Origin of the sequence: Acinetobacter sp. YH12072 (assembly GCF_013419565.1) — a bacterium.
Lineage (GTDB): Bacteria > Pseudomonadota > Gammaproteobacteria > Pseudomonadales > Moraxellaceae > Acinetobacter.
This window is the reverse complement of record NZ_VOZV01000015.1, coordinates 40,890-55,470: the sequence shown is the minus strand read 5'-3', so window position 1 is coordinate 55,470 and position 14,581 is coordinate 40,890. Positions and strand designations below refer to the sequence as shown.

Annotated in this window: 11 protein-coding genes; 5 read left to right on the top strand and 6 right to left on the bottom strand. The window is 46.2% G+C overall.

The genetic code is table 11. The features are described from left to right. Window positions 1-37 precede the first annotated feature (37 nt). The 3 genes from FTU19_RS08230 to FTU19_RS08220 all read right to left on the bottom strand — a co-directional run bounded on the left by FTU19_RS08230 (window position 38) and on the right by FTU19_RS08220 (window position 4,639). Window positions 38-904: an NAD(P)-dependent oxidoreductase gene (locus FTU19_RS08230; RefSeq protein ID WP_180053909.1), complete on the bottom strand. Its 867-nt coding sequence runs from the start codon at window positions 902-904 to the stop codon at window positions 38-40. Between the two features lie 36 nt (window positions 905-940). Further along, entirely contained in the window at window positions 941-1,729 is a 789-nt protein-coding gene (locus FTU19_RS08225; RefSeq protein ID WP_005233879.1) for a crotonase/enoyl-CoA hydratase family protein, read from the bottom strand. 102 nt (window positions 1,730-1,831) lie between these two features. After that, window positions 1,832-4,639 (bottom strand): ATP-binding protein, encoded by a 2,808-nt coding sequence (locus FTU19_RS08220; RefSeq protein WP_166135668.1) that lies wholly within the window; start codon window positions 4,637-4,639, stop codon window positions 1,832-1,834. A 331-nt stretch (window positions 4,640-4,970) separates the two neighbouring features. On the opposite strand from FTU19_RS08220, the gene cysM reads away from it, so the two are divergent. From cysM to FTU19_RS08195, 5 genes are all read left to right on the top strand, one after another. Beyond that, window positions 4,971-5,900, top strand: coding sequence for a cysteine synthase CysM (gene cysM / locus FTU19_RS08215; protein ID WP_004783626.1), 930 nt, complete (start codon window positions 4,971-4,973; stop codon window positions 5,898-5,900). 17 nt (window positions 5,901-5,917) lie between these two features. Beyond that, complete coding sequence (locus tag FTU19_RS08210; protein WP_159123080.1) at window positions 5,918-6,736, top strand: 3'-5' exonuclease; 819 nt, start codon at window positions 5,918-5,920, stop codon at window positions 6,734-6,736. Window positions 6,737-6,742: 6 nt separating this feature from the next. After that, window positions 6,743-8,119, top strand: coding sequence for a 23S rRNA (uracil(1939)-C(5))-methyltransferase RlmD (gene rlmD, locus FTU19_RS08205; RefSeq protein ID WP_180130707.1), 1,377 nt, complete (start codon window positions 6,743-6,745; stop codon window positions 8,117-8,119). A 44-nt stretch (window positions 8,120-8,163) separates the two neighbouring features. Beyond that, window positions 8,164-10,473 (top strand): bifunctional (p)ppGpp synthetase/guanosine-3',5'-bis(diphosphate) 3'-pyrophosphohydrolase, encoded by a 2,310-nt coding sequence (locus tag FTU19_RS08200; RefSeq protein ID WP_179992984.1) that lies wholly within the window; start codon window positions 8,164-8,166, stop codon window positions 10,471-10,473. Window positions 10,474-10,566: 93 nt separating this feature from the next. Then, entirely contained in the window at window positions 10,567-11,223 is a 657-nt protein-coding gene (locus tag FTU19_RS08195) for a hypothetical protein (protein ID WP_180130704.1), read from the top strand. 49 nt (window positions 11,224-11,272) lie between these two features. Here the strand turns inward: FTU19_RS08195 and secF are convergent, their stop codons facing one another. Genes secF through yajC form a run of 3 tightly spaced genes read right to left on the bottom strand, consistent with a single transcriptional unit; the run spans window position 11,273 to window position 14,535 of the window. Beyond that, complete coding sequence (gene secF / locus FTU19_RS08190) at window positions 11,273-12,247, bottom strand: protein translocase subunit SecF (protein ID WP_180130701.1); 975 nt, start codon at window positions 12,245-12,247, stop codon at window positions 11,273-11,275. 7 nt (window positions 12,248-12,254) lie between these two features. Further along, window positions 12,255-14,153 carry a protein translocase subunit SecD gene (gene secD / locus FTU19_RS08185; protein WP_159123076.1) on the bottom strand — a complete coding sequence of 633 codons (1,899 nt, stop codon included), beginning with the start codon at window positions 14,151-14,153 and terminating at the stop codon, window positions 12,255-12,257. Window positions 14,154-14,205: 52 nt separating this feature from the next. Next, complete coding sequence (gene yajC / locus FTU19_RS08180) at window positions 14,206-14,535, bottom strand: preprotein translocase subunit YajC (RefSeq protein WP_004783613.1); 330 nt, start codon at window positions 14,533-14,535, stop codon at window positions 14,206-14,208. Window positions 14,536-14,581: the final 46 nt, after the last annotated feature.

Below are 14,581 nucleotides of genomic sequence, written 5' to 3'. Positions count from 1 at the left end.
TTTTCCTTGCTCAAAGCAGAATATTGAAATGAAATATTTAATGGTCTACGTGCTTGATTACAGTAGCCAGATCGGCCTCAGCAAATCCGTCTTGCTGATGGGCTTTGAGTTGAGACAGGGCCTGGCTTGCCACAGGGATATCCAAAGACAAAGTAGCAGCCAGTTGCACCGCATTGTTCAGGTCTTTAGACAGTGTCTGCACTTTCCATTGCACAGGTTCAAACGTCTGGCTGGCCATACGTGGGGCCAGAATCTGAAAAGGCTTGGAGTCAGCAAAACCACCGGCTAATGCTGGTGCAAGCAGGGCAGTATCTACACCGGCACGATCGGCTAGGGCCACTGCTTCAGCGATCAGGGTACTGTTCGCCGCTACAATCAGCTGGTTACAGATTTTAGTCGCCTGACCGGTTCCCGTATCACCCATGCGAGTGACACGTTGTGAAAGCACGGTATAGATGGGATCAAGTGCGGTAATAGTTTTTGCATCACCACCCGCGAAGATGACTAGCGTGCCTTGTTCTGCACCGGCTGTACCGCCAGACACAGGAGAGTCAATCCAGATCGCTTGTTTAGCTCGGGCCTGTTCAGCTAGAGTTTTGGTTTGATGTACGGAAAGACTGGAAAAATCGACAATAACCTGTCCAGCCACCAGATTGGGCTGAATCTGCTCAAAGACCGATTGCACTGCGGCATCATCTGCCAGACAAGTCAGAATAACCGGATAATTTGCAATTTGATCTAGAGATAGCGGAGTGGCTCCAAGAGCAAACAAAGGATCGCAGGCACTGGCCGTACGGTTCCAGACTGCAACTTGAAAACCTGCTTTTAGCAAGCGGGTTGCCATACGACTGCCCATGAGTCCCATACCTAAAAAGGCAATTTTGCTATCATGATCGAATTGCATTTTATCTCTCATCTTTTGATTTTGCTTCAGCCATAATTATCGATATTGACGTGGCACAAACTGCACGTCCGGATTTTTATCCTTCTTGCGTGCCAGTTGACTGTTTTTACCGAGTAACAGTTTAAGCTGCCAGATTTTTTCCATACGCAATGACTTGTTGGGTTTGTGCTCCATCGCATCCAGCACAAATTTAGAGGCCATCAAGGCATCTGGAGAGCGTTGTAACATTTCTTCAGCCAAAGCTTGTGCTTTTGCTAATGGCTGTTCATCAACATGGGTGATCAGGCCAATTTCTTTGGCATAGGCACCTTCAAAAATACGTGCGGTTAAGGTCAGCTCTTTGGCCAGATCAATCCCGATCAGACCTTTGAGTGAGCGCGTTAATCCCATGTCTGGTACTAGGCCCCAACGAGTTTCCATAATTGACATTTTGGTCGCAGGGTGAGCGATCCGGATATCCGCAGCCAGCGCAAGTTGCATACCTGCACCAAAGCAGAAACCTTCAATGGCTGCAATGACGGGGACAGGCAGTTCCTGCCAGACCAGAAAAGCTTTCTGGAATAAGCTCTGTCCAGGACGGATCAGTTCCCAAGCCGCATAGGCCCGATTTTTAGGATTATTTAAATCGGCCAAGTCAATGCCGGCACTAAAGACCTGCGCTTCACCGGTTAAAATGACACAACGCACTGACTTGTCTTTTTTAATCCGGTTCGCAATCTGCACCAGTTCACGCAGCAGGGCAAAGCTCATAGCATTACGTTTGTCTGGACGGCTGAGAGTAACCGTGGCAATTCCATTATTTTTTTCAAAGCGCACAAGTGACATGGTATTCATCCTTAATTTTTCTGTAAGCGAGCATAGCATGAGCAATCTGTGCTTGCATGACAGCGCAGTCATACAGATATGAGTGATTAAAACAACAATGATTTAACCACTATGCTTGTTTAAGATTTGCTGGGCTGCCTGTTCTACCTGCTCAATTACGGCTTTCAGTTCATCCAGATATTTCAATACTTCCTGAACAAAACTGTCATCGGCCTTACGGCGTTCCTTACGCAAGGTCGAGACAAACTGCTCAAAACTTCCGGTAACTTTTTGCAGAGTCGGTGTGCCGACATAACGAGTAGCCCCATAGAGACGGTGCAAAACATGTTCCAGCTGCGGAAAATCTTCCAGCTCAATTAATTGCTCAATTTCATCCAACTCTTTTTCAAAACTGTCGACCAGCATGCTGAGCAGATCGACGGCCAGATCTTCTTTATTGGCCGCCAGTTGCAGGCTTTGCTGCCAGTCCAGAATATTCGGATCTAGCGCATCAATGACATTGGCACGTTCCAGCACCGGAATCTTTTTAAAACTCTCAGTCGTCCAATGCGTCAGGATCTGCACGATCTGATCAATCTGAATAGGCTTAGTGACATAATCATCCATACCATTTTGTAGCAGTTTCTGTTTCTCATCGGAAAGGGCATGTGCTGTCAGGGCAATAATCGGCAGACGCTGATGATTTTCAAAAGTTGATTCCAGTGAACGGATTGCACGCGTGGTATCGATACCGGACATCACTGGCATCTGGATATCCATAAACACCAGATCAAAAGATGGCAGGCCCTGTTCATAACGGCTCTGGATGATATCAATCGCTTCCTGTCCGCTAATGGCTTTGGTTGTGGTGACATTCAGTTCGGCCAGTAAGGCTTCTAGAACAATCAGGTTCGGCAGATGGTCATCAACGGCCAGAATATGCAGTCCCTGACCATTAAAGTCTTCATGCTGTTCCTGATCGAAGACGGGTTGATTGCCGAGTAGCTGAATCAGAGCACTACGACTCAGGGGCTGATGCAGGGCACGGGCACGATGGTCATTCAGCATGCTCGGATCAAGCTGCATCTGATAACCATACACAGCCAGATGTCCCTGATAGCGAGAGCGAATCTCTGTCAGTAGAGCCTGGCTATCGCCACTATGGTCGACAATCAGCCAGGTATTCTCGATATTTTGTAAATGGTTCAGACGACTGAACAGATCCAGAATGGACGTCGACTCAATATGTTTGACGCGATAATTTTCCAGATAATGTCTCAAAACATTCGCTGTTGCTGGGTGGGCAAGATAAGACACAACGGTCAGATCACTGAAATCCGGGTGCTCATGAACAATATCTTCATCCACCGGGAATTGAGCAGTAAACCAGAAGGTTGAGCCTTTCTCTGTTGGAGCGCGTTCCTGATTGTCTTCAAAGCCGATCTGACCATGCATCAGGTGAACCAGTTGCTTGGAAATGGCCAGCCCTAGACCCGTACCACCGAATTGGCGGGTGACCGAGGTGTCGCCTTGCGAGAAGGATTCAAACAGTTTTTTACGGTCAGTTCCGCTCAGGCCAATGCCGCTGTCCTGAACACTGAAATGCAGCAGACACTGCCCAATATCATCGTGCTCCATGCGTGCCCGGACAATGATTTCGCCATCAGGAGTAAACTTGATCGCATTGGAAATCAGGTTGGTCAGAATCTGTTTAAAGCGCAGTACATCACCAATCACATGTTTTGGCACATTGTCTGCAAAATAGAATGCCATATCGATATGCTTCTGTGCAGCCAGTGGCGAGAGCATATCCATCACATCGAAAATAGCTTCTTCCAGATCAAAAGGTGCGGTTTCCAATTCTAGTTTGCCAGCATCAATCTTGGAGAAATCCAGTACATCATTGATCAGGGCCAGCAGATGTGCAGAAGATTTGCGGATGGTCTGCAAGTACAGGCTTTGCTCATTGCTAAGATTGCCTTGACGCAGCAGCAGGTGAATAAAACCATCAATACTATTCAGTGGTGTACGTAATTCATGGGAAATATTGGCAAGAAACACCGACTTGGCCTGGTTAGCCGAAATCGCCTGGTCACGTGCCTGACGATAAGTAATATTTTGAACTTCTAAAGTATCTAGAGTACGGCGCAAATCATCTTCAGTCTGTTCGGTATGCTCACGCAATTCCAGAAAACTGAAATGCAGACGTTTCACCACATTGGCAATATCACGCTGCAACAGACGCAGTTCACCGGTACTGTTGATCACCATATGCTGATCTAGAGTGTCGGCATTCAGGCGTTGTAGCTGCATGCGAATTTCATACATTGGCGCAATCCAGCGACGAGAATAGAAATTCAGACATAACAACAAGAGCAATAAGGTCAATAAGCCGGTCGCAATCAAAACGATCAGGACCCGGTAGCGGGCAATTTCTAAGGGCTGATTGTCCAGTTCGATCGCCAGCCAGCCTGCATTCATGCCATTTTCATTTACTTTGACTGCATAAATATGATTGTTTTTATCTAATATCGGGCCAACAAAATTGCCATCTTTTTTAAAGTCAGGCCAAGGTGCCTGTTCCTGAAAACCAATGCCGAGTTTACTTTTACCATTTTCATCCAGAATAGCCGCACGAACCAGATGTTTTTCATTCAGCATATTCTGCATGGCGTCATGAGCTTGCTCATATTGCCATGGATAAAGGCTCAAAATGTCCAGCGCATATTCTGAAGTTGCCTGAAAACGGGTCAGAATCGCAATGGCCATCTGCTTTTGCTGGACACGGGCGGCATTGGAAGTTTCCGAGATGACCAGAGCAGCACCAACACAGGCCAGAATAGTAATGGGTACAAAAATCAGTGCAATCAGCTGTCCATAAGCATGATTTAAGTGTAGGCGTTTAAACAGCTTTTTGTTGATATTTGACATGATTCAAGCAGTATTTTCCTTATGCTTTGCATATTAGCATGCTTTAAATCTACTGTTAAAATTTCAGCATTATTTTTCTAAAGCTCCAGATTAAGGCAGAAAATAAGAACCATTGCGCTGAACAGTCATTATGGATGTTTGAGCAAGCCTTTTCAGGGGGAGAGGTGAGCTAAGTCACTGTCACGATTGAGGAGTTTTATCAAGCTAAAACAGGACGAATTGGCCATGCCGATCGTGATTTATACAGTTTTATGCAAAAGCACTGCTATAAATGGGTGCAGGGAAATGCATTTTTTCATACAATAGCCGCACCTCGATATAGGTGCAAATAATGAGTAATACCACCCCTGATTTTCAAGCAGACGAATTTTTACTGGACCATTATGTAGGCAAAACGCCACTGGTGCGTTTGCAGCGTCTGGCTAGTCACACTCAAGCCATAGTACTCGCAAAACTCGAAGGAAATAATCCGGCAGGCTCGGTCAAGGACCGTCCGGCGTATAACATGATCATGCAGGCGGAAAAGCGCGGACAGATCAAACCGGGTGATACCTTGATTGAGGCGACCAGCGGAAATACAGGGATTGCATTGGCGATGGTTGCGGCCATGCGTGGTTACAAGATGCAGCTGATTATGCCGAATAACATGAGTCAGGAACGTAAGGACGCAATGCGTGCTTATGGTGCTGAACTGATTGAAGTGACCAAAGAGCAGGGCATGGAAGGTGCACGTGATCTGGCCTTGCAAATGCAGGCTGAAGGTAAAGGTCTGGTGTTAAACCAATTTGGTAACCCGGACAATGTCGAAGCGCATTACCTGACCACAGGTCCTGAAATCTGGCAGCAAACAGGTGGCAAAATTACACACTTTGTCAGCTCAATGGGTACTACAGGTACGATCATGGGCGTATCTAAATATCTGAAAGAAATGAATCCGGATATTCAGATTGTGGGCCTACAGCCATCTGATGGTTCTAGTATTGCCGGTATCCGTCGCTGGCCAGAAGAATATTTGCCAACGATTTTTGATCGTAGCCGTATCGACCGTATTATCGATATTCCACAGATTGAAGCGGAACGCACCATGCGTAAACTGGCGCAAAAAGAAGGTATCAGTGCCGGTACATCTTCTGGCGGTGCAGTTTGGGCATCCATCAAGCTCGCAGAAGAAAATCCGGATGCAGTAATTGTATGTATTATCTGTGACCGTGGTGACCGTTACCTGTCTACAGGCTTATTCTCTGTACAAGACCCTGAATAATTTTTGAGAAATCTTTTATGCGCCTGCCTGTTTTAACTTTCGATATTGAAACCCAAACCGATCTTAAATCAGGCGCGCATCTGTTTGGTCTGGATCTGCCCGAGGCTGATCTGGATCAGGCCCTGACCAAGTTACGCCGTCAGGAATCAGGCTCGGACTTTCAGCGTCTGCCTTTGCATGAGATTGTCTGTATTTCCGGTTTATGGATGGATGAACAGGGTATGCGCCTGTTTTCTTTCAGCCGTGAACAATACAGTGAAGCAGAGATTTTAAAAAAATTCTTATCCATTTTTGAAAAGCGTCATCCAACTCTAGTCAGTTGGAATGGCTCACAATTTGACCTGCCGGTTATTCTTTATCGGGCCATGTATCATGGTTTATCTGCCCCAAGTCTGTTCGATCAGGGCGAAATCGATACGCAAAAGCGTTATAATAACTACCAGAATCGTTACCATCAGCGTCATGTTGATTTGATGGATGTTATGGCCATGTTTCATGCCCGTCATTTTCAGAAACTGGATGATGTTGCTCATTTACTGGGTTATCCAGGCAAGCGTGGTGATGGTGGCTATCATGTACCTGAATATGTACGTAACCAGCAATGGAACGCACTCACCAGCTATTGCGAAGGTGATGTGCTCAATACCTGGTTGGTCTATATTCGCTGGCTGTTGCTAAAAGGCCAGTTGATGTTGCCTGATTATCAGCATCTGGTGCAGAGTACGATTCAATACCTGCATACCCAGCCGCAACATGCAGATTTTTTATCAGTCTGGCGTGAAACCTCACAAAGAACTGAATTTACCCGTTTTGATTTTCCCATCTCCACATCCTAGGTTTTCATGAAACGTCGAGTACAACCACGTCCAGCGCCGCAATCCGAGTATATTTTTCAGGTTGAATCACTCTCACATGAAGGACGTGGCATCGCTCACTATGGTTCACATCCGGATCATCCACTTGAAAAGCATGGCAAGAAAGTCTTTATCCGCTATGCCTTGCCGGGTGAAACCGTACGTGCCCGCATTACCCGTGAAGTCAAAAAACTGGAAGAGGCGGATAGCCTTGAGTTGCTCAGTGAGGCTTCCGAAATCAGGGTCAAACCTGTGTGTCCACATTTTGGCGTATGCGGCGGCTGCAATATGCAGCATATCCATCCAGATGCCCAAATTGAACTTAAGCAGAATGTTCTGAAATCACATTTGCAGCATTTTGCCGGGATTCAGCCTGTAGAATGGCTGCCACCGTTACGTTCACAACGTGAAGATTACCGTCGTAAAGCCCGGATTGGGGTGCGTTATCTGCCTCAAAAAGAAAAGTTGGTGGTTGGTTTTCGTGAGAACCAGTCCAATAAGCTGACTTCGATTGACCGTTGTATGATTCTGGATCGCGAGTTTGGAGCGGTTACACGTCTTAAACAATTGCTCCAAAGTCTCGATGGTCAGGCAGATATTGGTCATATAGAATTGGCTATGGGTGATCATGACATTGCGTTGCTCATTCGTGAAACCGCAGAATTATCGGTAACAGATGTCAACCGATTGCGCCAATTTACGTTAGAGAAAGGTTGGCAGCTTTATTTGCAACCTGCAGGCCAAGATTATTTGAAGCGGATTGATGAGCCTGAACAGGCAGCACGCTTACACTATGGTCTTGATGACTTTGATGTGGAATTCGGTTTTAATCCATTGGACTTCACTCAGGTCAATTCAACGATCAATCCGCAAATGGTGCGCTTGGCATGTGATTTGCTTCAATTACAGCAGGGCGAACGCGTTCTGGATCTGTTTTGTGGATTAGGAAACTTTTCTTTGCCACTGGCGCGCTGTGTTGGTGCGTCTGGTCAGGTGGTTGCGGTTGAGGGAAGTGAGGAAATGGTGCAACGTGGTGCGGAAAATGCTAACAATAATGGTATTGCACAAGTTTCGTTCTATTCACAAGATTTAACCAAAGATTTTTCGCACCAGTCTTGGGCAAATCAAGGATTTGATGCATTATTAATCGACCCGCCACGTGCTGGAGCAGAAGAAGTCATGCATTATATCCCTCAGTTTGGTGCCAAAAGAATCGTTTATGTGTCATGTAATCCTGCTACGCTTGCAAGAGATGCAGGGCTACTGGTACAACAGGGTTATCAGCTAACGAAAGCCGGTGTGATGGATATGTTTACGCATACCGGACATGTCGAGTCGATTGCCTTGTTCGAAAAAGAAAATTAAATAAACGATCAAAGAGATGATGTATCTAAAAGTAGGAGAAGGGTATGGTCACAGTACGTGAGCAACTGCCTGGGCGGCTCACTGAGTTGTCACAGGAGGCGACTGTAGAACATGCCGAACAAGCACAGCAGGATCTGACTGAATGGTTAGATCGGGTTCGTGGCATATTAGACGGGGCTCCCCTGAAGCAGCTCGAAGAAGTTGCCCGTTTAACCTTAGAAAAAGAGCTACAAAGTACGATTCAGCATCGCTCTAATACCTTCTATACCGGTATTGAAATGGCGGATATTCTCGCGCATCTCTATGTCGATGAAGATACCTTGTCCGCTGCCATGCTTTACCGCGCAGTACGTGAAGGCGTCATGCCACTGGCAGAAGTGCAGGAAAAATTCGGTGAACAGGTCTACAGTCTGGTCAAAGGCACGCTGTCCATGGGTAAGCTGTCTGAGCTGATTGAAAAAAATAAACGCCTGGAAGATCACTTTAATAATAACCAGCGTGAACATCTGTCTGGCATTTACAAGATGCTGATTTCAGTGACAGAAGATGTCCGCGTCGTGTTAATCAAGCTGGCAGAACGTACCTATGCACTGCGCGAACTGGCCAATTCTTCACGTGAACGGCAAGAACGGGTCGCACGAGAAATTCTCACCATTTATTCTCCTCTAGCGCATCGTCTCGGGATTGCCCAGTTGAAATGGGAACTCGAAGATCTGGCCTTCCGCTATCTGGCGCCAGAACGCTATAAAGAAATTGCCTCTTTGCTGAATGAAAAGCGTCTGGAACGTGAACAATATATTCAGTTCGTGATTGATAAATTGCGTGAAGAGCTGGCAGAACACGGCATTGAAGCTGAAATTAACGGCCGGGTGAAGCACATTTATTCGATCTATCGGAAAATGAAAAGCAAAAGCCTGAGCTTCGACCAGCTGTATGACATCCGTGCGCTGCGTGTATTGGTGAAAAGTGTGCCTGAGTGTTATCACACGCTCGGGATCGTACATCAATTGTGGCGACATATTCCGCATCAGTTTGATGACTATATTACCAATCCGAAGGCCAATGGTTATCGCTCTTTACACACAGCTGTGATTGCGGAAAACAAGTCACTTGAAGTGCAGATTCGTACTTATACGATGCATGAAGAGGCTGAACTTGGCGTATGCTCACACTTCAACTATAAGGAAGGTTCGAAAAATACCGATACTTCCTTTAATCATCGTCTGCACTCCCTGCGTGCAGTGATTGAGCATTATCAGGAACGCAATGAAGCCAGTGCACATAAGGATGAAGAAGAGGAAGTTGAAAATTTTGAGCATATTCAAGATTTTGAAGGCTTCGAAAAAATCTATGTGTTCAGCCGTGATGGTGATATTAAAGAGTTACCACGAGGTTCAACCGTACTCGACTTTGCCTATCATGTACATACGGAAGTCGGCAACAAATGCTATGCAGCCCGGGTCAACCAGCGCTATGTACCTTTAACCTATGCCTTGAAAACCGGGGAACAGGTTGAGATTCTGACCAAGAAAGACCGTGAACCAAATCGGGACTGGTTGGTTAATTCACTGGGTTATATCAAGACTGCACGTGCCCGTGACAAGTTACGTCACTGGTTCCGTCAGCAGGATCGCAGTAAGAATCTGGAAGTGGGTCGTGAAATTCTGAATAAAGAATTGGCACGTCTAGCAATTCACCCGAAATCAATCGACTTGGGTGATTATTGCAACCATTTCAATGTGAAAAGTGGTGAAGACATTCTGATTGGTCTGGTGAATGGTGATATCAGCCTGCATGCCCTGATCAATCAGGTGAACCGTCATATGCATCTGGATCAGGATGAGCCTGAACTGGTGCTGAAACCGGCGTTGAATCCGCGTGCCAGCCATACTTTGTCTGCACATGGTATTCTGATTGATGGTCTGGATAACGTCGAACTGCATGTTGCCCAATGCTGTCAGCCGGTACATGGTGAATCGATTGCGGGTTATATCACGTTGAATCGTGGTGTAAGCATCCACAAGGTGGCTTGTCCAGATTATGTACGCATGATCTCGCAGGAACCGGAACGTGCAGTAGAAGCCGACTGGGAGATGCAGCCGACTCGCGGTCAGAGTGTACAGATTGTGGTGGAAGCCTATGACCGTCGTGGCTTGCTGAAAGACCTGACCCAGGTAATTTTCTCGGATCAGATCAATATCCGTCAGGTAAATACTATTTCTGAAGCAGATGGTATTGCCAATATGAAATTATTGATCGAAGTTAAAGGCTTGGCTCAACTTTCCAAATTGCTGGCCCGTCTTGAACAGCAGCCGGGAATTATCAGTGCGCGCCGTCTGGTTCAAGGTAACTGATTCTTTTTAGGCAGGATTAGAAAAGCCCGCAATTCAATTGTGGGCTTTTTTGTTATAAGGTGTGCTGAAGAGGGAAAAGAGCAAATAATAAACATGAGTGCCACGGAAATATTTGAACTGAGACGAAACAATCTGGCCAAAGTGATTGATCAGTTGATTGATAGCCAGCAGTTTAAAAATGGCAAAGAGATTTGCGAGCACTTTGGTCTGTCTGCAGCCTATATTACCCAGCTATTGAACAGTAAGCGCCAGATTGGAGAGAAGGCCGCACGCGAGCTGGAGCAGCAACTGGGCCTGGAAAGTTTAATATTGGATCGTGCTCAAGCACCTGTTATTGAAGTGGCATCTAGTCCTGTAAAAATAACTTTGTTCCAGATGCAGGTTGTTGAGCAGCAAGCCTTTAAAATGAAAACTATAGATTCGGTAGAAAGACTTTTACCATGGCTTAAATTGGAGCTTCAGCATTATGCCATTCAGGTCACAGGACAATATTATTTTCCGAGCCTAAAAGCAGGCTGGTGGTTGGTCTGTGATGCGCAAGCTGTATTACAGTCATCTGGCTTGGCGTGTCTTTATTTAATTAATGGACTGCAACTCATTGTGGAGCTGATGTCGGAAAACCAGGACAGCTATCAGATCCAAAGTCTGGATGAAAGCCGCAAGGTCAGTTTTCAGAAATCTGATGTAGCTAAAATCCACCCTGTGATTGCCATAGTGCCTCAGCATTCAATTTTCTTAGACCAGAAATAATTCAGCCCATCATAAGATGGGCTGAATAGTGAAATCGAAAACGGGCAGCTTATGGAAGCTGATTTTCGTCCTCAAATTCTGGTTTCACCTGAACAATAAAGTCCTGACGATTCAGACCACGCCATAGGGCGAAGGCTGTACCGATATAGATCGAAGAATAGGTACCGACAAAGACACCTACAAACATCGCAATCGAGAACCATTTCAGGCCAGCACCGCCCATGATCATCATGGCCACTACAACCAGTAATAAAGTCATAGAAGTATGAATGGTACGGCGTAAGGTTTCAGTCAAGGCAATATTGATAATTTCAACAGGTTCGGCACCCCGGATCTTACGGAAGTTCTCACGGATACGGTCAGAAACCACGATGTTATCGTTGAGTGAGAAACCGATGATCGCTAGGAGTGCTGCAAGTACAGTCAGGTCAAATGGCCATTGCATCATCGCAAAAATCCCGAGGGTGACGATAATGTCATGGAATAGCGACAATACTGCACCCATCGCCAGTTTGAACTCAAAGCGGATAGTGACATAGACCAGCATTAGCAACAGGGCAAGAGCAACTGCACCCGCAGAACGCACATACAGCTCATTACCGACCTGTCCACCGACTACATCGACCTTAGGTACCTGAGCCGCATTGCCTGGCAGCTGAACTGCTGCAGTAACGGCTTTGGTAAGGTCTTCTGCTTCAATATCTTCCTGAACCGGCATACGTACCATCAGGTCACGTTCCGAGCCCAGCGTCTGCACGACAGCATCATCAAAGCCAGCTTTGCTGAGTGCCTGAGTTACATCATCAGGTTTTACCGGATTGGTATAGTTCAGCTCTGCTGAGACACCACCAGTAAAGTCCAGACCGAGGTTCAAGCCTTTGGTCGCAATAAAGAAGATGCTGGCAACCGTCAGGATGATAGAGAACACTGCCGCAGGCAATGCAATCTTCATAAACGGAATGATACGTTCGTCTTCAGGGCGACCGTACTGTTTCTGATTCAGTTGAGTATTTTCAGTCATCATCGATCTCCTAAATGCTCAACTTTTTCAAGTTACGTTTTTTGCCATAGATGATCTGTACGATCGCACGGGTTACGGTAATCGCCGTAAACATCGAGCAGACAATACCAATCATCAGGGTTACAGCAAAGCCTTTGATTGGACCAGTACCAATTGCGAACAGAATGAACGCGACCAGGAAGGTAGTTAAGTTCGAGTCGAAAATGGTGTTATAGGCTCGATCATAACCGGCCACAATTGCCTGTTTCGGCGAGGCGCCCCATTTCATTTCTTCCCGTATCCGCTCACAGATCAGTACGTTGGCATCGACCGCCATACCAATGGTAATGACGATACCGGCAATACCTGGAAGGGTGAGGGAAGCGCCAATCCACGACATCACTGTCAGAATCATCGCCAGGTTAACGACCAGCGCGAAGTTGGCAATGACACCGAACAGACGGAAGAATACCACCATCCAGATCGCTACTAGAATGAAGCCGATTTGGGTAGAGAGTACACCTTTATCAATATTTTCCTGACCCAGACTTGGACCAATCACACGTTCTTCAACGAAATACATTGGCGCAGCGAGAGCACCAGCACGTAGCATCAAGGCAAGCTCAGAAGCTTCCTGAGGTGAGTCCAGACCGGTAATACGGAATTGAGAACCCAATACTGCCTGAATGGTAGCAGCGTTAATCACCACAGATTCGGTATATGGTGTACGCACTTCAGTTTGTGCACCTGTTGCCGGGTCTTCTACGTAGCTGATCTTTTGCTTGTTCTCAATGAACAGTACCGCCATACGTTTGCCTACGGCATTACGTGTGGCATCTGCCATCAATTTACCGCCAGCGCTGTCCAAAGTAATATTAACTTCAGCACCACCAGTATCCTGACTAAAGCCAGAAGATGCATTTTGTACACGTTCACCGGTCAAAATACGGTTACGGTTTAGCAATAACTGACGACCACTGTCCAGAGATTCATAAGCAAATGCCTGAGTTCCTGCTGGAGCTGTACCACTTAATTGGCCAGTATAAGGATCGATGTATTGATCATTCAGATCAGACACCAGACGGAATTCCAGGTTCGCCGTACGACCCAAGACACGTTTTGCTTCTGCGGTATCCTGTACACCCGGAAGTTCAACCACAATACGGTTGCTACCTTGGGTTTGTACCAGCGCTTCAGCCACACCTAACTCGTTAATACGGTTACGTAAAGTAGTTAAGTTCTGGTTCACCGCATAAGATTCGATTTCCTGCTTACGCGTATCGGTATAGTTGAGGCGTAAAGTCGAACCGGTTTCAGTCGCCACTGCCTGCTGATTGAATTCATTGCCATTACGGCGCAAGAAATCCATGACAGCAGCACGATCATCATTATTGGCAAACTGCACAACAATGGTGTTATTGCTTAAATTCAGGCTATTGAATTTCAGGTTGTTATCACGCAGCTGACGACGCAGGTCAGTTGCTGAGGTGTCCATGCGCTGTGCAATCGCCTTGTCCATATCCACTTCGAGCAGGAAGTGAACACCACCACGTAAGTCCAGACCCAGTTTCATTGGTTTGGCACCAATTTTCTGTAGCCATTCTGGAGTGGTTGGAGCAAGGTTAAGTGCTACGACGTATTCATCACCTAAACCACGGCGTAAAGCTTCTTTGGCTTTCAGCTGTGCTTCACTTGAATTTACACGTAATAAAGCAGCGTTATTACTAAAGCTATTGTCGTGAGTTGCAATATTTTCAGTTGTTAAAATCTGCTCTGCTTTTTGTACGATGCCTGCGTCAATCTGAGTACCGGCTTTGGCACCCGAAATCTGTACAGCAGGTTCATCTGGATACAAACTTGGCAGGGCATATAAAGTACTGACCACCAGGACAACCAGGATCAGCACATATTTCCATGCTGGGTAACGCATTCGTTTTCTTCTTAAAATGAAAAAGTCGTGCGGGGAGCACGACTAATTTTGATTAAATGTTATTTAAAGTGCCTTCAGGCAAAACTGAGATCACACTCGCGCGTTGAACTTTGACTTCTACACCGCGGCTCAACTCAACGACTGCGAAATCACCTTCAATTTTAGTGATTTTGCCCATTAAGCCGCCTGCAAAAACGACTTCGCTGCCTACGCCAAGGCTGTCAACCAGAGCACGGTGCTCTTTGGCACGTTTTGATTGAGGGCGCCAGATCAAGAAATAGAAGATTGCAACAAAAACCGCAATCATCAAAAGGTTAGCCATCAAGCTTGGTTGTTGTGCAGCTTCACCTGCAGCGTGAGCAGTCGAAATAAATAGGCTCATTTCATTTTCCTAAAATAAAAAACTGGTGATCAACTTGATAATAAAT

What these genes read in the sequence shown, in the direction of transcription:
- FTU19_RS08195 (WP_180130704.1), top strand. Translation starts at nt 10,567, where the DNA reads ATGAGTGCCACGGAAATATTTGAACTGAGACGAAACAATCTGGCCAAA.
- FTU19_RS08220 (WP_166135668.1), bottom strand. Translation starts at nt 4,639, where the DNA reads ATGTCAAATATCAACAAAAAGCTGTTTAAACGCCTACACTTAAATCAT.
- yajC (WP_004783613.1), bottom strand. Translation starts at nt 14,535, where the DNA reads ATGAGCCTATTTATTTCGACTGCTCACGCTGCAGGTGAAGCTGCACAA.
- secF (WP_180130701.1), bottom strand. Translation starts at nt 12,247, where the DNA reads ATGATGACTGAAAATACTCAACTGAATCAGAAACAGTACGGTCGCCCT.
- cysM (WP_004783626.1), top strand. Translation starts at nt 4,971, where the DNA reads ATGAGTAATACCACCCCTGATTTTCAAGCAGACGAATTTTTACTGGAC.
- secD (WP_159123076.1), bottom strand. Translation starts at nt 14,153, where the DNA reads ATGCGTTACCCAGCATGGAAATATGTGCTGATCCTGGTTGTCCTGGTG.
- FTU19_RS08210 (WP_159123080.1), top strand. Translation starts at nt 5,918, where the DNA reads ATGCGCCTGCCTGTTTTAACTTTCGATATTGAAACCCAAACCGATCTT.
- FTU19_RS08200 (WP_179992984.1), top strand. Translation starts at nt 8,164, where the DNA reads ATGGTCACAGTACGTGAGCAACTGCCTGGGCGGCTCACTGAGTTGTCA.
- FTU19_RS08225 (WP_005233879.1), bottom strand. Translation starts at nt 1,729, where the DNA reads ATGTCACTTGTGCGCTTTGAAAAAAATAATGGAATTGCCACGGTTACT.
- FTU19_RS08230 (WP_180053909.1), bottom strand. Translation starts at nt 904, where the DNA reads ATGCAATTCGATCATGATAGCAAAATTGCCTTTTTAGGTATGGGACTC.
- rlmD (WP_180130707.1), top strand. Translation starts at nt 6,743, where the DNA reads ATGAAACGTCGAGTACAACCACGTCCAGCGCCGCAATCCGAGTATATT.